Origin of the sequence: Nonomuraea sp. CA-141351 (genome assembly GCF_050944675.1) — a bacterium.
GTDB lineage: Bacteria > Actinomycetota > Actinomycetes > Streptosporangiales > Streptosporangiaceae > Nonomuraea.
In genome coordinates, this window is sequence record NZ_CP191982.1 from 7682432 (window position 1) to 7699665 (window position 17234).

Annotated in this window: 16 protein-coding genes and 1 tRNA gene; 6 read left to right on the plus strand and 11 right to left on the minus strand. The window is 70.0% G+C overall.

Translation table 11 applies throughout. The annotated features are described in order from the left end of the window. The first annotated feature begins 30 nt into the window (after nucleotides 1-30). Entirely contained in the window at nucleotides 31-3012 is a 2982-nt protein-coding gene (locus ACQPWU_RS36225) for an alpha-mannosidase (protein WP_433429844.1), read from the plus strand. Here ACQPWU_RS36225 and ACQPWU_RS36230 read toward each other — a convergent pair. Next, nucleotides 3009-4169: an ROK family transcriptional regulator gene (locus tag ACQPWU_RS36230; RefSeq protein WP_433429846.1), complete on the minus strand. Its 1161-nt coding sequence runs from the start codon at nucleotides 4167-4169 to the stop codon at nucleotides 3009-3011. The two genes, ACQPWU_RS36225 and ACQPWU_RS36230, sit on opposite strands and share 4 nt — an antisense overlap. An 88-nt stretch (nucleotides 4170-4257) precedes the next feature. Between ACQPWU_RS36230 and ACQPWU_RS36235 the strand changes: the two genes are divergently transcribed. Genes ACQPWU_RS36235 through ACQPWU_RS36245 form a run of 3 tightly spaced genes read left to right on the plus strand, consistent with a single transcriptional unit; the run spans nucleotide 4258 to nucleotide 7339 of the window. After that, nucleotides 4258-5610, plus strand: coding sequence for an extracellular solute-binding protein (locus ACQPWU_RS36235; protein WP_433429847.1), 1353 nt, complete (start codon nucleotides 4258-4260; stop codon nucleotides 5608-5610). Further along, nucleotides 5607-6521 (plus strand): carbohydrate ABC transporter permease, encoded by a 915-nt coding sequence (locus ACQPWU_RS36240; protein ID WP_433429848.1) that lies wholly within the window; start codon nucleotides 5607-5609, stop codon nucleotides 6519-6521. The genes ACQPWU_RS36235 and ACQPWU_RS36240 overlap by 4 nt, the downstream gene beginning before the upstream one ends. Next, on the plus strand, nucleotides 6518-7339 hold the full coding sequence (locus tag ACQPWU_RS36245) for a carbohydrate ABC transporter permease (RefSeq protein ID WP_433429849.1): 822 nt from the start codon (nucleotides 6518-6520) through the stop codon (nucleotides 7337-7339). The genes ACQPWU_RS36240 and ACQPWU_RS36245 overlap by 4 nt, the downstream gene beginning before the upstream one ends. Nucleotides 7340-7353: 14 nt before the next feature. Here the strand turns inward: ACQPWU_RS36245 and ACQPWU_RS36250 are convergent, their stop codons facing one another. The 9 genes from ACQPWU_RS36250 to ACQPWU_RS36290 form a co-directional block, all read right to left on the minus strand. After that, nucleotides 7354-7722 (minus strand): hypothetical protein, encoded by a 369-nt coding sequence (locus ACQPWU_RS36250; protein ID WP_433429851.1) that lies wholly within the window; start codon nucleotides 7720-7722, stop codon nucleotides 7354-7356. Between the two features lie 110 nt (nucleotides 7723-7832). Further along, entirely contained in the window at nucleotides 7833-8408 is a 576-nt protein-coding gene (locus ACQPWU_RS36255; RefSeq protein ID WP_433429852.1) for a hypothetical protein, read from the minus strand. A gap of 106 nt (nucleotides 8409-8514) precedes the next feature. Next, the gene (locus tag ACQPWU_RS36260) at nucleotides 8515-8862 is read right to left on the minus strand and encodes a hypothetical protein (RefSeq protein WP_433429853.1); all 348 of its coding nucleotides are present in this window, start codon (nucleotides 8860-8862) and stop codon (nucleotides 8515-8517) included. Further along, entirely contained in the window at nucleotides 8859-9410 is a 552-nt protein-coding gene (locus ACQPWU_RS36265) for a hypothetical protein (RefSeq protein WP_433429854.1), read from the minus strand. The genes ACQPWU_RS36260 and ACQPWU_RS36265 overlap by 4 nt, the downstream gene beginning before the upstream one ends. Continuing rightward, nucleotides 9407-9934: a MauE/DoxX family redox-associated membrane protein gene (locus tag ACQPWU_RS36270; protein ID WP_433429855.1), complete on the minus strand. Its 528-nt coding sequence runs from the start codon at nucleotides 9932-9934 to the stop codon at nucleotides 9407-9409. Before ACQPWU_RS36270 ends, ACQPWU_RS36265 begins: the two co-directional genes overlap by 4 nt. Further along, on the minus strand, nucleotides 9934-10350 hold the full coding sequence (locus ACQPWU_RS36275; RefSeq protein ID WP_433429856.1) for a hypothetical protein: 417 nt from the start codon (nucleotides 10348-10350) through the stop codon (nucleotides 9934-9936). The genes ACQPWU_RS36270 and ACQPWU_RS36275 overlap by 1 nt, the downstream gene beginning before the upstream one ends. Before the next feature lie 242 nt (nucleotides 10351-10592). Next, the gene (gene selB / locus ACQPWU_RS36280) at nucleotides 10593-12365 is read right to left on the minus strand and encodes a selenocysteine-specific translation elongation factor (protein ID WP_433429857.1); all 1773 of its coding nucleotides are present in this window, start codon (nucleotides 12363-12365) and stop codon (nucleotides 10593-10595) included. After that, complete coding sequence (selA, locus tag ACQPWU_RS36285) at nucleotides 12356-13636, minus strand: L-seryl-tRNA(Sec) selenium transferase (protein ID WP_433429858.1); 1281 nt, start codon at nucleotides 13634-13636, stop codon at nucleotides 12356-12358. Before selA ends, selB begins: the two co-directional genes overlap by 10 nt. 26 nt (nucleotides 13637-13662) lie before the next feature. Then, nucleotides 13663-13756: transfer RNA gene (locus ACQPWU_RS36290), tRNA-Sec, on the minus strand. Nucleotides 13757-13774: 18 nt separating this feature from the next. Between ACQPWU_RS36290 and selD the strand changes: the two genes are divergently transcribed. Further along, a complete protein-coding gene (gene selD, locus ACQPWU_RS36295; protein ID WP_433429859.1) occupies nucleotides 13775-14770 on the plus strand; it encodes a selenide, water dikinase SelD in 996 nt (331 codons plus the stop codon). A 44-nt stretch (nucleotides 14771-14814) separates the two neighbouring features. Here selD and ACQPWU_RS36300 read toward each other — a convergent pair whose 3' ends face one another. After that, a complete protein-coding gene (locus ACQPWU_RS36300) occupies nucleotides 14815-15297 on the minus strand; it encodes a fibronectin type III domain-containing protein (protein ID WP_433429860.1) in 483 nt (160 codons plus the stop codon). A 147-nt stretch (nucleotides 15298-15444) separates the two neighbouring features. Here ACQPWU_RS36300 and ACQPWU_RS36305 point away from each other — a divergent pair, with 147 nt between their 5' ends. Next, nucleotides 15445-17106, plus strand: coding sequence for a class I adenylate-forming enzyme family protein (locus tag ACQPWU_RS36305; RefSeq protein ID WP_433429862.1), 1662 nt, complete (start codon nucleotides 15445-15447; stop codon nucleotides 17104-17106). The last annotated feature ends 128 nt before the right edge of the window (nucleotides 17107-17234 follow it).

A 17234-nucleotide genomic window follows, 5' to 3' on the forward strand; every position in this document is an offset into this window, starting at 1 on the left:
TATCACCTTTTTCGTGGGGAGCCGCCCGACATGCATGATGACCGCAACCTGGTCGAGGCCCGACTGAAGCGTGTGCTCGACGAGCGCATCCGCCCGGCCGTCTATCCCGAGTCCGTGCCGCTGGACGTGGCCGTGTGGCACGCGCCGGGCGAGCCCGTACCGGTCGAGGAGGGGCTGGCGGCGACCCCCGAGCCGATCGCGCCAGGCGCCGCGTGGGGCGCGCCGTGGGGGACGAGCTGGTTCACGGTCACCGGCACCGTGCCGGCCGAGTGGGCGGGCAGGACCGTCGAGGCCCTGTTCGACCTGGGCTTCGACGAGAACATGCCGGGCTTCCAGTCCGAGGGCCTCGTCTACCGCCCCGACGGCTCGCCGGTGAAGGGCCTCAACCCCCGCAACCATTGGGTACGCGTCGGCTCCCCCGCCGAGGGCGGCGAGCGGGTGCGCCTGCACATCGAGGCCGCCTCCAACCCCGTCATCCTCGGCCACCCGCCCTTCCAGCCGACGCACCTGGGCGACAAGGAGACCGCCGGCACCGCCCCGCTGTACCGGCTGGGCCGCATGGACCTGGCCGTCTTCGACGAGACCGTGTGGCAGCTCGTGATGGACCTGGAGGTGCTGGGCGAGCTGATGCTTGAGCTGCCCGCCGGCGGCACCCGCCGCTGGGAGCTGCTGCGGGCCCTGGAGCGGGCGCTGGACGCCGTCGACCTCCAGGACGTCAACGGCACGGCGGCCGCCGCCAGGGCGGAGCTGACCGGTGTGCTGTCGTCCCCGGCGGTGCCGTCGGCGCACCGGATCAGCGCCGTGGGGCATGCCCACATCGACTCGGCCTGGTTGTGGCCGCTGCGTGAGACCGTGCGCAAGGTGGCCCGCACCGCCTCCAACATGACCGCGCTGCTGGAGGACGAGCCGGACTTCGTGTTCGCGATGTCGCAGGCGCAGCAGTGGGCGTGGATCAAGGAATACCGGCCCGAGGTGTGGGCGAGGGTGACCAAGGCCGTGGCCACGGGCCGGTTCGTGCCCGCGGGCGGCATGTGGGTGGAGTCCGACACGAACATGCCCGGCTCGGAGGCGATGGCCAGGCAGTTCGTGCACGGCAAGCGGTTCTTCATCGACGAGTTCGGCATCGACAACGAGGAGGTGTGGCTGCCGGACACGTTCGGCTTCGCGGCGGGCCTGCCGCAGATCATCAAGGCGGCGGGCTCGAAGCGGCTGCTCACGCAGAAGATCTCCTGGAGCCAGACGAACACGTTCCCGCACCACACGTTCCTGTGGGAGGGCATCGACGGGACGCGGATCTTCACGCACTTCCCGCCGGTGGACACCTACAACTGCTCGATGAGCGGCCGCGAGATGGCGCACGCGGAGCGCAACTTCAAGGACAAGGGCACCGCGCGGCACTCGCTCGCGCCGACGGGCTGGGGCGACGGGGGCGGGGGCACGACGCGCGAGATGGTCGCCAAGGCGGCCAGGCTGCGCGACCTGGAGGGCTCGCCGGCCGTCACCTGGGAGCCGCCCGCCGACTTCTTCGCCAAGGCCGAGGCCGAGTACCCGAACCCGCCGGTCTGGGTGGGCGAGCTCTACCTGGAGCTGCACCGCGCCACGCTGACCAGCCAGGCCAAGACCAAGCAGGGCAACCGGCGCAGCGAGTCGCTGCTGAGGGAGGCCGAGTTGTGGGCGGCGACCGCGGCCGTGCGTACGGGCGCTTCCTACCCGTACGAACAGCTTGACCGGATCTGGAAGACGGTGCTGCTGCACCAGTTCCACGACATCCTGCCGGGCTCGTCGATCGCCTGGGTGCACCGGGAGGCGCGCAGGACGTACGAGGCGGTGGCGTCGGAGCTGAACGGCGTCATCGACGCGGCCCAGCGCGCCCTGGCGGGCGACGGCGATCGTACGGTGGTCTTCAACGGGGCCCCGCACACCCGCCACGGCGTGCCAGGAGGGGGCGCCAGGGTCGTCTCCGGCTTGCGCGGGACGGAGGCGCGCGTCCGCGACGCCGGCGGCTTCGTCCTGGAGAACGACCTGCTCAGGGTGGAGATCGACGACCGCGGCCTGGTCGTCTCCGCCTACGACCTGAGCGCGGGCAGGGAGACCGTCGCGCCCGGGCAGGCGGCGAACCTCCTCCAGCTCCACCCCGACTTCCCCAACAAGTGGGACGCCTGGGACGTGGACGAGTTCTACCGCAACACGCTCACCGACCTGGTGGAGGCCGAGGAGGTGGACCTCGACGGCGACTCGGTGCGTGTCCGGCGCTCGTTCGGGTCGTCCTCCGTGACGCAGCTGCTCACGCTCGCCGGCGGGCGGCTCGACATCCTCACGGAGGTCGACTGGCACGAGACGGAGAAGTTCCTCAAGCTGGCGTTCCCGCTGGACGTGCGCGCCGACCGGTACGCCTCCGAGAGCCAGTTCGGCCACGCCTTCCGCGCCACGCACACCAACACGAGCTGGGAGGCCGCCAAGTTCGAGGCGTGCAACCACCGCTTCGTGCACGTGGAGGAGCCCGGCTGGGGCGTCGCGCTGGTCAACGACTCGACGTACGGCCACGACGTCACCCGTACCGTCGGCGACTCGGGCACCACCACGACGCTGCGCGTCTCCCTGCTGCGTGCGCCGCGCTTCCCCGACCCGGAGACCGACCAAGGGGTGCACCGCTTCCGCCACGCGCTCGTGCCGGGCGCGACGATCGGTGACGCGGTGCGCGAGGGTTACTTCATCAACCTCCCCGAGCGTCACGTGTCCGGTGCCGCCTCGGCGGAGGTGGAGCCGTTGATCACGGTGGACGACGACGCGGTGGTGGTGACCGCCGTCAAGCTGGCCGACGACGGGAGCGGCGACGTGATCGTACGCTTCCACGAGTCCAGGGGCGGCCGGGCCGGCGTCACGCTGGCACCGGGCTTCCCCGTCGCCGAGGTCGTGGCCACTGACCTGCTGGAACGCCCCACGGGTGAGGGGGCGCTGTCGCTGTCGCTGCGCCCGTTCGAGCTGGTCACCCTGAGGCTGAAGCGCGCCTAGTCCCCCAGGCGGGGCGCGTACGTGCGGTGGAAGACCAAGGATGCCGCGCCGATCGCGGCGGCGTCGGCCGCGATCGGCGAGGTCTCCACCCGCACGGCGTGCAACCGCCTGGCCAGCGGCCTGCTCGCCACGGCCCGCGCGATCGCCTCGCGGTAGATCTCCCCTGCCTCCCTGAGCGCGGGCCCGCCGAGCACGAGCAGGTCGATGTCCAGCATGTTCACCACGCTCACGGCGGCGTCGGCCAGCCGCCCGGCCACCCGTTCGATGACCTGCCGCGCCTCGGGCTCGCCGGCGGCGGCGGCCGCGCAGATGGCGGCGTAGGGGATGTCTCCCCCGAGGGCGGCCTCGATGGCGCTCGGGCAGCACACCGCCTCCACGCATCCCCGGTTGCCGCAGTAGCACTCGGGCCCGTCGGGCTCGACCGTGATGTGCCCGAACTCGCCCGCGTTCTCCGACCGCCCCCGATACACCTGGTCATCCAGAAAAATCCCGCCGCCGATCCCCGTCCCCAGGTACAGGTAGGCGAAGCTGGGCGTGGTGCGGGCGATCCCGGCCCACCGCTCCCCGATGGCCGCCGCGGTGGCGTCGTTGTCCACGGTCACCGGAAAGCGTGTGTGCTCGTGCAGCAGCGCCTTGACCGGCACCCCGTCCCACTCGGGCAGCCGCGGCGGGCACACCATGACGCCGTCCCGGTCCAGCGGCCCCGGGCAGGCCAGGCCCACCCCGATCACCTTGTCGTCCGCCACCCCCGCCTCCCGCAGGATCCGCCGCGCCGCCCTGGCCATCTGCCGGATCACCGACTCGGGCTCGAGCCCGGGCCGCACGGGCAGGTGCAGCCGCGCGAGCGGCCGCCCCGCCAGGTCGGCCAGCACGCACGAGAGCTCCTTGGGGTCGAAGTGCACCCCGACCGCGTATCCGGCGCCGGGGTCCACGCGCAGGATCGTGCGCGGCTTGCCGCCGCGTGACGGCACGGACCCGTCCTCCACGACGAGCCCCTCCTCCAGCAGCCTGCGTACGATCACCGATACGGTCTGCGCGGTCAGCCTGGTGCGGGCGGCGATCTGGACCCGGCTGATGCCGTCGGACACCTGGATCGCCTCCAGGACCACGGCTCGGTTGTAGCTCCCCACTTCCGGCAGGTTCGTGCCGCGTCGCATGTGAGCCATGTCACCACAGAGTGTTGACTTAGTAAATCAAATTGATTTACGTTCACGGGCAAACCCAAGGAAACACGGGGAGACCGTGATGAAACGTGCGCTGGCCGGTTCCCTCCTCCTCTTGACGGCCGTCGCCGGGTGCGGCGCCTCACAAGACACCTCCAGCAGCGGCAAGGAACTCGAGGTCCTCTACAAGGTCGAGCCGACGTGGCCGCATCTGGAGAAGATGCTCGGCAACGCGAAGAAGCAGTACGAAGCCGCCCACCCCGGCATCAAGATCAAGCTCACCCCCGTCCAGGGCAACAACGAGGCGTACTACACGAAGCTGGCACTTCTCAACCGCTCCCCCGACTCCGCGCCCGACCTCTACTACCACGACACGTTCCAGGTCAACGCGGACGTCGCGGCCGGCAAGCTGGCCCCGCTCGACGACTACCTGGCCAAGTGGCCCGACTGGAGCACCCAGTTCCCCGACTCGGTCAAGCAGGCCGCCAAGGGCGGCGACGGCAAGATCTACGGTGTGCCGATCAGCACGGACACGCGCGGCCTGTGGTACCAGAAGGACGTCTTCGCCAAGGCCGGGCTCCCCGTCCCGTGGGAGCCGAAGACCTGGAACGACGTGCTGACGGCGGCCCGCACGATCAAGCAGAAGCTCCCCGGCGTCGTCCCCTTCAGCATGTACTCCACGAAGATCCACGGCGAGGCGTCGACCATGCAGGGCTTCGAGATGCTCCTGTACGGCACGCCGGGCGGCACCCTCTACGACGAGACGCAGAAGAAGTGGGTGGCCGGGGGCAAGAACTTCACCGACGCCCTGACCTTCATCAACACCATCTACCGCGAGGAGCTGGGCCCGAAGCAGGCCGACGCCCACAACTCCAAGCTCGCCGACAAGAACAACTACGAGTGGTTCCCGAACGCCAAGCTGGGCATCGCGCTCGACGGGGCGTGGACCGGGGCGGCGTGGAAGCCGACCAGCACCAAGCCGTGGCCGGAGTGGAAGGACAAGATGGGCTGGACGGCCATGCCGACGCAGAACGGCGAGGCGCCGGGCGCGGTCAGCATGTCGGGCGGCTGGGTGATGGCGATGAGCGCGTACACGAAGAACAAGCAGGAGGCGTTCGACTTCATCACGACGGCCACCAACAAGGAGAACTCGATGACGTACTCGGTGGGCACCGGTGACCTGGCCCCCCGCAAGGACGTGGCCGCCGACCCCGAGTACAACGCCGAGAACCCGAGCATCAAGTTCTTCACCGATCTGGCCTCCGTCACCCACTACCGGCCGGCCTTCGAGGCGTACCCCAAGGTGTCCGCTCAGGTCCAGGAGGCCATGGAGGCGGTCACGACCGGCTCCATGAGCCCTGAGGAGGCCACCGCGAGCTACGCCAAGGCGCTGCCGTCGGCCGTAGGCGGCCCCGACAAGGTCCTGGCCCGATGACGATCGTCACGGCCCCGTCCCCGTCCGTGACGAGCCGCCCGGTACGCGGCTCGTCACGGCGGGGCGTTCTGCGCTGGCTCGTCCCCCTCGGCCCCGCCCTCGTGCTCCTCGCGCTCTTCCTGGCGGGGCCGATCCTCTGGAGCATCTACATCGCCTTCACCAACGAGACGCTGACGGGCTCGGCCTCGGTTCATTCGCGGTTCGTCGGCGTGGCCAACTTCGTCAAGCTCTTCGGCGACCCGAACTTCCTGAACTCGTTCCTGCTCACGTTCGTCTTCGTCATCGGCTCGGCGGTCATCGGCCAGAACACCCTGGGCCTGATCATCGCGCTGCTCCAGCGCGGCCGCGGCCGGGTGACGCGCAGCGTCGTCAACGGCGTGGTGATAGCCGCCTGGGTGGTGCCGGAGGTCGTGGCCGCGGCCTGCTGGTACTCCTTCCTGGCCGAGGAGGGCACCCTGAACACGGTGCTCGGCGTCTCCCAGGAATGGCTCTACACCGCCCCCATGCTGGCGGTGATCCTGGCGAACATCTGGCGCGGCACGGCCTTCTCGATGCTCGTCTACTCGGCCGCCCTCTCGGAGGTCCCCGGCGACCTGCTGGAGTCCGCCGCGGTGGACGGCGCAGGCCCGGGCCGCCGCCTCCTCCACATCACGCTCCCGCTGATCCGCCGCTCGATCATGGCGAATCTCATGCTGATCACACTGCAGACCCTGGCCAGCTTCGGCCTGATCTACGCCCTGACAGGCGGCGGGCCCGGCACGGCCAGCCAGACGACGCCGCTGTACATGTACGAGCAGGCGTTCCGCTATTTCGAGATCGGCTACGGTTCCGCGATCGCGCTGGTCATGCTCGTGATCGGCGCGCTGTTCTCGATGATCTACCTGCGCCTGATCAAGGTGGAGGACGCATGACACGACTCGCCGCCCGCGCCGGCGCCCTGCTCGCGCTCGCGCTCATCACGCTGGCCTTCCTGGGCCCGTTCCTCTGGGTCCTGATCGCCTCGGTCGAGCCCGAAGCCGGCCTGGCCGCCCAGCCCAGGCTCTCCTTCTCCCTGGACAACTTCAAGGCCGTCCTGACCTGGGACACGATCATCCTGCCCCTGATCAACTCGATCGTCATCTCAGGCTCCACAGCGGTGCTGACGGTCCTGGTGGCGGGCCTGGCCGCGTACCCGCTGTCGCGGTACCAGCTCCGCTACCGCCGCCACTTCATGCTGACCCTCCTGTTCACCACGGGCCTGCCGGTGACGGCCGTTCTCGTGCCCGTCTACGCGATGTTCTTCCGCTTCAATTTGTACGGCTCCGTACCGGCGATGGTGCTGTTCCTGACAGCGAGCTCGCTGCCGTTCTCCATTTGGATGATGAAGAACTTCATGGACGGCGTGCCGGTGAACCTGGAGGAGGCGGCCTGGGTGGACGGCGCCGGCTGGATCCGCTCGCTGACAGCGGTGGTGGGCCCTTTGATGGCGCCCGGGATCGCCGTGGTGGCCATCTTCGTCTTCGTCGGCCAGTGGGGGAACTTCTTCGCCCCCTTCGTCCTGCTGGACACGCCGGAGAAGCAGCCGGCAGCGGTCACCATCTACACGTTCTTCTCGCAGTACGGCCAGGTGGCGTACGGTCAGCTGGCCGCCTTCTCGATCCTGTACACGGCTCCCGCGGTGGTCCTTTACGTGGCGGTCAACAAGTATCTGGCGAGCTCCTTCAGCTTCGCCGGCTCGGTGAAGGGCTGAGTGGGATTCAGCGGTCAGATCTTGACGATGATCTCCGCTCGGCCCTTCTCCGACGTGGCCGTGATCTTCCAGCAGCCGCGTGAGGGGAAGTGGACGCCCATCGGCAGCGGCCCCGGCAGTCCCTCCGACGTGGGGCTGAGGGTCGCTTCTCCCTTGGCGTCCGCCCCGACCGCCGTGACCGTCACGGACGGCGGCTTGTCGCTGGACGTCCACAGCGGGCGTTTGGCGTAGAACCCGTTGCCGGCCGGTTCCACAGAAGCGCCCCAGGTGGCGTCGTCCGGCGCGATGAACCAGATATCCGATTCGCCCGCGGCTCGTTCGATGCCGGCGTCCAGGAGCGCCCGTGGAAGCTCCTTCGCCGCGCGGATGGTGTCGTCACACACCGCCGGTGCCTCTCCTTCGGCATCAGGCCGGGCCGCGGCATCGCACCCGCCGCACAGAACGGCGACGGCTACGGATGCCGCGGCCCGGATGATCAACCGGAAACTTCGTGTCACCATGTCCAGGCCGTCCACAGGGGCAGGGCCACCATGACGACTACTCCGAGCATCTGCGCGCCTCGAACATTGGTCCACAAGCGCTGGCTGCGCATGAGTCCCGTGCTGGTCGGCGGGCCGAGGCTGACGGAAAGGACCAGCGGTATCGCGAAGGCCAGGCCATAGACCGCGCCCAGCCATGGAGGCGCCGCTCCCGTGAGGGCCGCCAGCAGCAGGACCCACGACGTGAACGAGACCCGGTAGGTCGTACCGATGATGCCCGTGTCCCCACCCCACAGCAGCGGTGTCACCCACCAGGTGTCCGTCGTGTGCGCCAGTTCCTTGGCCGTCTGGCGGCGCAGGCCCAAGGACATGCGCCCCCGCGCGACCGCGATGAGGTCGACCACCAGGCCGGCCACACTCGCGACGCCCAGGATGACGGTGACCGCGAAGGCGGACAGCGCACCGGAGATCAGCTGACCCAACTGCGACAAGACGAACACCGTCAGAGTCGCCGTCGAGACGTGCGCGGCGGTGAGGATGAGGATGAACGACCGGGCTCGCTGCCGGCCGAGTTCAGAGTCCCCTTGCACGAAGGGGCGGATCACTCCGATGAAGGACTGGCCTCAAGGGCTGTACAGCTGGGCGAAGCCCGCCACAGCCGCCAGTGAGAGCACCCAGTAGGTCAGCATGCCGGGGTCAGTAGTACCAGATGGAGCAGTAGTAAGAGCCGGACCAGCAGGAGGACGACGTGGTGCATTCGCCGCAGTACACCGTGCGGTTGCTGCTGTCCTTGCAGGTCCAGTAGGTGCGGTTGTATCCGGACGGGCAGTACCAACGGGGCCGGTCCACCGGGTACGGGCACCAACGGCTCGTCGCCAGCGCGCAGCACGGCGATCCGAGCGGGTCGGCCTTGGCCTCCTTCGGCGAGAGGAGGGTGGCCAGCCCGGCGATGATGGCGCCGGCGGCCGTGTAGATGCCGGCGCGACGTAGTGGGTCCTTGATGGTGCGGATGGTCTCCGGCTCGGCGTTCTGCATGGTGGTCATGCCACTCCTGCTTGTCTCTCAGGGACGGTGATGAGTTCTGGCGCGGCCAGGAGCGCTTCGAGTTGCCGGAACGACGGGATGGTCTGGGCGGACACGGCCCTCCCGTCCTGGAACACGACGGCCGAGGGTGCCACGCTGATCTCAAGCGTGTTGGCGATCTTGGCTTCCTCGTCGACGATGACCCGGTCGGCGGGCATCCTCGCCGCGGACAACCACGTCTCGGCGTCCTCGTGTGAGCGTGCTTCGATGACGAGTCGCACGCCCTGCGGCACTTCGCCGCGGAGCCGTTTGGCGATGGTCTGACATGTGGAGCACATCGTTGACAGGAACAGCACGATCAGGCGCTCCTGCCCGTCGAACTCGGCCGGCAGTCCGGCCGAGGACGGCGGCGTCGGCAGTCCCTCGGGAAGGGCGATCGCCTCGGGGGTGTCGTTCAGCCCCAGTTCGGTGCGCACCACTTCGAGCGTGCGGTACTGGTCGACCAGCGCCAGGACGCAGATCAACACAACGATGGTCAGAATGCAGACGGCTATGGTGAGTGCGATCACGAAGCGTCCTTGTTGAGGGCCCGGGTGAACACGAGGTTCTCCCGGGCGACGGGGAAGCCTCGCAGCCCGGCCAGGACGGCGAGGCCCAGTGCCAGGGCTGCCAGAGTCCACAATCCCTGCTCGGCGCGCAGCCCGCTCTGGTCCACCAGCACCAGCACGGCCAGGGCTCCCCACAGGGGCAGGTACGCGATCTGCCTGACGCCCAGCGGCCGCGACGAACGGCCCAGGCACGCGCATCCGATGTTCTTCCCGCCGAGCAGTGCGATGGCGCCCGCACCCGCGAAGGAAAGCCCGAGAACGCCCACCATAAGAGCGGTGAGCATGGGCCACGGCATTGCTGCCAGCATCATCGCGGTCGCGATTTCCAGTAACGGCACGGCGAACACCAGCGCGCCTTTCCCGGGAACCGCCAGGGCGGCCAGGGTGAGGCGAAAGTCGCGCGGTTCGGCGAGTTTTCGGGTTCCGGCGTAAAGGAGGAGGGTGGCCGCGGCGAACCGGACCAGGAGGGAGAGGAGTTCCGGCATCAGTCGGTGCTGGGTGATCTGACGTCGAGCACCTGAGCGTCCGGCAGCGTCGTGCCCATGAGCGCGACGAGGACCGTGCTCTGCCCCGCGGCGCTGAGCTGCTGTGAGGGAGCGGCCTTGACGCCGTTGAGGGTCACGACGCCCTTGCTGTCGCGGCTCGGCGCGCCCGTCGTCCACGTGCAGAGGGGAAGGGCCACGAGCCCCAGCTCGGAGACCCGGTCGGTGACGGTGACGAGGTCCCCGACGCGCGGAAGCACGCCCTCGGGAAACCCGGTGTAGGAGACGTTCTTGAAGGTACGGCCGTCGCGCTCGGCCACGGCCGTCACCGTGCCGGATGCGGTCTCGGTCACCCTGGCGGTCTCTTCGACGGTCGTGGCCGACGCGAACGCGTCGCTCGCCAGAGCCCCGGCTGCCACTGTGGAGACCGTTGCCACTGTTCCGGTTCTGAGAAGGTTTCGCCTGGACAGGAAACGTCGCTGCTCATCTGACATAAGGCCTCCGCCGAAAACGAAACATCACTGGGCATTTCACGGGATATCCGGAAATTTGGGTACGCAGCCCAGTGCGCGCATTCAGTGTGAGCCGCTGTGATCATGGCTGTCAATATGGTCGCCAAAAAGTCTGACAGACGGCCGAAAATCGTTCCCCGGCGCCGTCGTTACCGCCCGTCGTCCTCACGCGCCGGAGCCGTCGCCGAGCCGTGAGGGGCCTGATAGATCCGCAGGTCGTCGCTGACGCGCCGGGTGACGCCTCGTGCGTCGAGGTGTTCGAGGAGGGAGAGGGCGACGCGGCGGCTGGTCGCCAGCGCGAGCCGCGCGTCCCTGACGGTGAAGGGCGAGGCGAGCCGCGCCAGCGTGCCGGCGGCCCGGTCCAGCGCATCGGGCAGGAGCACGACGTTCTTCCCGATCGATGTCAGCGCGCCGAAGCGGATCGCCGCCGCCAGCGCCTTGCCGGTGAGGCCGAGCTCGGCGAGCCGTTCGGGGGTCGGGGCGTCGAACGGATGCTCGCAGAGGTGGGCGGTCAGCTCGGCCACCGCCTTGGCGATGGGTGCGGGCAAGGTGCCGCCGGCCGAGACCACGCGCCCCGACCGGACCGTCAGCGGCGGCGCGACGAGCGCTTCCGCGAGCCTGCGGTCCGGCAGTCCGAGCAGCTGCGCGGCGGCCTCGAGCGTGACCCCTGGATCCAGCGGGGGCCTGCGCGCGACGTGGTCGGCGAGGCGGCGCCGCAGAGCCGACCAGTGCCCGGGATCGGCGAACCAGTCACCAGTCACGGGCTCGCCGATCGGCGGGCAGCCCATCGCGGCCAGCTCGGCCCCCGACAGCACACCGTGCCAGCGCAACAGGGTGACGGCGTCGGGCAGGCCGGTCTCGCCGAGCTCGGCGGCCCGCGCCGCCGCGTCCCCCCGCCGCCGTAGCGGAGCCGGGCGCACGTCCAGCACGTGTACACCGGCGGTGATCTCGTGCCGACCCGGTTCGCGGAGCAAGGCGCGATCGCCCGTCCTGAGCGGCAGGGCACGGTCGAACGTGAGCCGGGCCGTGCCGGCCCCCAGGGCTCGGACGCGGACGGGCACGGCCGCCGATCCGACGTGCAGGGTGGCCTCACCGCGCCGGCCCGCGTCCGGAGCCAGCCGGACGTCGGCGACCTGAGTCGGCAGCCAGGCGTCGGGCGTGACCAGCGCCATGCCGCGGGACAGGGCCGCACGGTCGACGCCGCGGAGGTTGACGGCGACCCGCGCGGTCGCGTGGACCCTTTCCCTTTCCTGGTTGAGGGTTTGCAGCCCTCGGACTCTGACCCGGTGGCCGTCGATGTCCAGTTCGTCGCCGATGCGGAGAGTCCCCTGGGTGAGCGTGCCGGTGACGACGGTCCCGGCGCCCTTGACGGTGAACACCCGGTCGATCCACAGCCGGACCGCTCCCTCGGCGTCCGGGCTGGGAAGCCCGGCGACGAGCTTGGCCAGGGCGGCCTCCAGCTCGGTGAGGCCTTCGCCGGTCAGCCCGCTCACCGTCACGATCTCGGCCCCCGCCAGCCCGGTGCCGTCGAGGCGCTCACGTGCCTGCCGTACCGCGGGCATGGGGTCGGCCAGGTCGCAGCGGGTGACGACGACGAGGCCGTGCCGTACGCCCAGGGCATCGAGCGCGGCCAGGTGCTCGGCGGACTGAGCCTGCCAGCCACCGTCGGCGGCGACGACGAACATCACCGCCGGGACCGGCCCCACCCCGGCCAGCATGTTGGTGACGAACCGCTCGTGCCCGGGCACATCGACGAACGCGATCCGCTCACCCCCGGGCAGCGTGGTCCAGGCGAACCCGAGGTCGATCGTCATGCCCCGGCGCCGTTCCTCCGCCCAGCGGTCGGGCTCCATCCCTGTCAGCGCCCTGACCAGCGTCGACTTCCCATGGTCGATGTGGCCGGCGGTGGCGATCACATACACGCGCGCTCCACGGCCGCGGCGATGATCTCGTCCTGGCCGGGGTCGACCGTGCGCAGGTCGAGGATCAGCCGCCCGCCGGTGACCCGGCCCACCACGGGCGGGTTGCCGGTGCGCAGCCGTACGGCGAGTTTCCCGTCCACGGCGATGCCCGCGCTGGGCAGTTCCACTCCGGGAGCGCCGCCGCCGCCGACCCTGGCGACGGTCTCGACCGCTTCCGCGCGGTCGCCCAGGCGCGCGGCCAGCCGCCGCGCGCGTCCGGCGAGCTCTTCGGCGGGCACGTGAAGCGCGACGTGCACCGGCGGGCGCGGGCCGCGCAGCGTCGCCTCCAGCGCGGCGAGGGTGAGCTTGTCCACCCGCAGCGCCCGGGCCAGGGGGTGGCGGCGCAGCCGATCCACCAGGGCCGCGTCGCCCAGCAGGAGGCCCGCCTGCGGGCCGCCCAGCAGCTTGTCCCCGCTGGCGGTGACCAACGCGGCTCCCCCGCGCAGGGTGCCGGCGGCGTCCGGTTCGCCGGGCAGGAGCGGCTCTGCTCGCAGGAGTCCTGAGCCGATGTCGGCGACCACCGGCGGCCCGGCCGTGGCCAACTCCGCGATGGACACCTCGGAGGTGAAGCCCTCGATGCGGAAGTTGGACGGGTGGACCTTGAGGATGAAGCCGGTCTCGGGGCCGCAGGCGTCCAGATAGTCCCGCAGGGACGTGCGGTTGGTGGTGCCGACTTCGCGTAACCTGGCGCCGGTCGACTGGAGGAGCTCGGGGATGCGGAAGCCGTCGCCGATCTCCACGAGCTCGCCGCGGCTGATGACGATCTCCTTGCCCTGGGCGAGGGCGGTCGCGGCCAGCACGAGCGCCGCCGCGTTGTTGTTGACCACATGGACCGCCTCCGCCTCCGGGACCGCCTCCGCCAGCGCGGCGAGCGCCGTACGGCCCCGTCGTGCCCGCCCGCCCTCGGCCAGGTCGAACTCCACGTCGGCGTAGTCAGCGGCGGCCCTGATCGCCGCTACCGCGGCACGGGACAACGGAGCCCGGCCCAGGTTGGTATGCACGATCACGCCGGTGGCGTTGATGACGGAGCTGATGCCACTGGCCGTGCTCGGCAGCAGAGCCAGCGCCGCCTCAACCGCCTCGTCCGGCTTGAGGTTGCCCGCGCGGACACGCTGCTGTGCCGTCCGCACCGCGGCCTTGACCAGTTCGCGTCCCAGCGCCTCCTGGGCGGCGGCGAGCCGCGGGTCGGACAGCATGCTGTCGGTCCGCGGCACGCGACTGCGTAGATCCACTGACGGCTTCCCCCGCTGCTCGATGAGCGGAGGCGGACGGGAATCGAACCCGCCGCGCTGAGATCCTCAACGCCACTGGTTTTGAAGACCAGGAGGGCCACCAGGCACCTGAACGCCTCCAGAGGTGATCATAGTTCCATGACCGAGTTCAGACTGACGCAGTACGGTACCGGCGGTGGCTGTAGCTGCAAGATTCCCCCGAACGAGCTGGAGACGCTGGTGGCCGGTTTCGCCGGCTCCAGCGGATCCCCCGCGGGGGACTTACTCGTGGGCATCGACCACGGGGACGACGCGGCCGTGGTCCAGATGCCGGGCGACGCGTACGCCATGGTGGCGACGACCGACTTCTTCCCCCCGGTCGTCGACGACGCCTACGACTTCGGCCGGATCGCCGCCACGAACGCGCTGTCCGACGTATACGCTGTCGGAGGCGAGCCGGTCATGGCGCTCAACCTGCTCGGCTGGCCTCGCGGGGTCCTGCCTCTCGAACTGGCTCACGAGGTGCTGCGCGGCGGCTTCGCCGTCACGCAGGCCGCCGACTGCCATCTCGCGGGAGGTCACAGCATCGATGACCCGCACCCCAAGTACGGCCTGGCCGTCACCGGCCGCGCCCACCCGGACCACCTGCTGCGCGTGGACGCCGGCGCGCCGGGGGTCCCGCTCACCCTCACCAAGCCGCTCGGCGTCGGCGTGCTGAACACCCGGCACAAGGCCACCGGCGAGGTGTTCGGCGAGGCGATCGACGTGATGACGACGCTCAACCGTGACGCCGCCCGCGCGGCCGTGGCGTCGGGGGTGCGATGCGCCACCGACGTCACCGGCTTCGGCCTGCTGGGCCACCTGTACAAGCTGGCCCGGGCGAGCGGGGTCACCGCCGTCATCGACAGCGCCGCGATACCGTACCTCGCGGGCGCCCGTGAGGCCGTCCGTGACGGGTACGTCAGCGGCGGTTCCCGCAGGAACCTGGACTGGGTGGCGCCTCACTGCGACTTCGGTGGCGTGCCGGAAGACGAATGCCTGCTGCTGGCCGACGCGCAGACCTCGGGCGGGCTGCTCGTCGCCGGTGAGATCCCGGGCCATCCGATCATTGGCGAGCTCGTCCCCCGCACCGAGTCAGTGCTGATCGTGAAATAGACCGGTCCCCTGAGGGCGGCGATCACCCCAGGGGACTGAGCAGGCTACGCGCAGGTGTAGCCGGAAGGCGTCTGCGTGTTGCCGCTCGGCCGGCTGACCTGGAAGCCGAAGGTGGTGCTTGCGTCCGGGGCCAGGGTGCCGTTGTAGCCGAGGTTCTTGGCGGTGACGGTCCGCCCGCTGACGGTGAGGGTCGCGTTCCACGACACGTTGCCGGCTCCGTCACGCGCCCGGACGTACACCTGGTACTGGGTCGAGGGGCTCAGCCCGGTCAGCGCGAGCGAGTTGGTGGTGGACTGGCCGAGCAGCTGATCGGTCGTGCCCTGCTCGCGGTAGACGTCGTACCCGGCGAGCCCGCTCCCGCCACTGTCGGTGGAGGCGGTCCAGGTCAGCGTGGCCGAGTTCGAGGTCCTCTGACGAGCAAGGACGAACGGACATCTACCTCCGGAGGGCAGGCACTCGGTTCCGAAAGCTTTCGATCCCGTCGGATTGCATCGCAGACGGTATTGACGTGCAAGGGAGGGGGTCAACGCAGGGAGCGGGCGGGCACCAAACCAGCAAGCTGGACGCCAGAAACTATCGGAAAGCAAATGAAAGTTTCACATCTGGCGTACGTACCTACCGGTCGGTACTGTGATTTATCCAGAATATTCGTCCACCAGCCGGGAGTTCTGCGCATGTCTCTTTCGCACGCCCAGGTCCAGGCCCAGCTCACCGGACCCGGCCAGCTGTTCGAGATCGAAGAGATCGGCGACACCGGGGTACGCACGTGGAAGCACGCGCCGACCCACTTCCGGGCGCTGCTGGAGATGAGCGGGTTCCACAGTGAGAAGGTCTTCCTCGTGTACGAGGACGAGCACATCACGTTCGAGGACCACTTCCGCCGCGCCGCGACCTTGGCCAACCGCCTGGTCGAGGAGTACGGGGTGCGGAAGGGCGACCGGGTGGGCGTGGCCATGCGCAACTACCCGGAATGGGTGGTCTCGTTCTCGGCAGCGCTGGCGGCGGGTGCCGTCGCCGTACCGCTCAACGCGTGGTGGACGGAGGCCGAGCTGGCCTACGGTGTGAGCGACTCCGGCGCCAAGGTGCTGATCGCGGACGGCGAGCGCGCCGCCAGGCTGGCTTCGACGGGCGTCCCTCTGATCGTCACCCGAGGCGAGGTCCCGGCGGGCGCGCGTGCGTTCGACGAGGTGATGGGCGAGGTCACTGCCGACGTCCGGCTCCCCGACGTCGAGCTGTCCCCGGAGGACCCCGCCACGATCTTCTACACCTCCGGCACGACCGGCAGCCCCAAGGGCGCGCTGGGCAGCCACCGCAACCTCGGCCAGTCCCCCATGACCGTCGCCTTCGGCCTCATGCGCGCGGTGGCCATGGCGGGCAAGGACATCGCGGCCGCGGCCGCCACCCGCAGGGTCACGCTCCTGACCGTCCCCCTGTTCCACGTCACGGGCTGCTTCTCGGCACTGACCACCACCATGTTCAGCGGCGGCGGCCTGGTGCTCATGTACAAGTGGGACCCCGAGCAGGCACTGCGCCTGATCGAGCGCGAGCGCGTGACCGCCATGATCGGCGTGCCCACGAACGCCTGGCAGCTCATGTCCCACCCCGACTTCGGCAAGTACGACCTGTCGTCCCTGACCACCCTCGGGTACGGCGGCGCCCCCGCCCCGCCCAAGCTCCTGGAGCGCATCACCCAGAACCTCCCCGACCGCGCCCCCTCCAACGGCTACGGCATGACCGAGACGAGCGCCCTGGCCATCGGCAACGGCGGCGCCGACTACCAGGCCAAGCCCGACAGCATCGGCCTGCCCTCGCCCGTTGTGGACGTGCGCGTGGTGGACCCGATGGGCAACGAGCTGCCGCCCGGAGAGGTGGGCGAGCTGTGCGTACGCGGCCCGAACGTCATCATGGGCTACTGGAACAAGCCGGAGGCCACGGCGCAGACCTTCGTGGACCGCTGGCTGCACACCGGCGACCTGGCCAAGATCGACGACGAGGGCTTCGTCTACATCGTTGACCGCGCCAAGGACATGGTGATCAGGGGCGGCGAGAACGTCTACTGCGCGGAGGTGGAGGCGGCCCTGTTCGAGCACCCGGCGGTGGACGACGCGGCGGTGATCGGCGTGCCGCACGAGGAGTTGGGCGAGGAGGTGGGCGCGGTCATCCGGCTGGCGCCGGGCACCTCGGTTGCCACGGAGGACCTGCAGTCGTTCCTCCGCGACCGGATCGCCAAGTTCAAGATCCCCGCCCACATCTGGTTCCGGGAGGGGGAGCTGCCCCGCAACCCCGGCGGCAAGATCCTCAAGACCCACCTGCGCAGGGAGATCCTGGGCGCGTAGAGCCCCTTCGACGGGCTCCCAGAGGCGGCCGGGCCGCTCCTGGGACCCCGTCAAGCGTCGCCGCTCGCTGGAGAGACCAGCGATGGGACAGACAACGGGGGCATCCACGACAGCCGGACAGCCGCAGC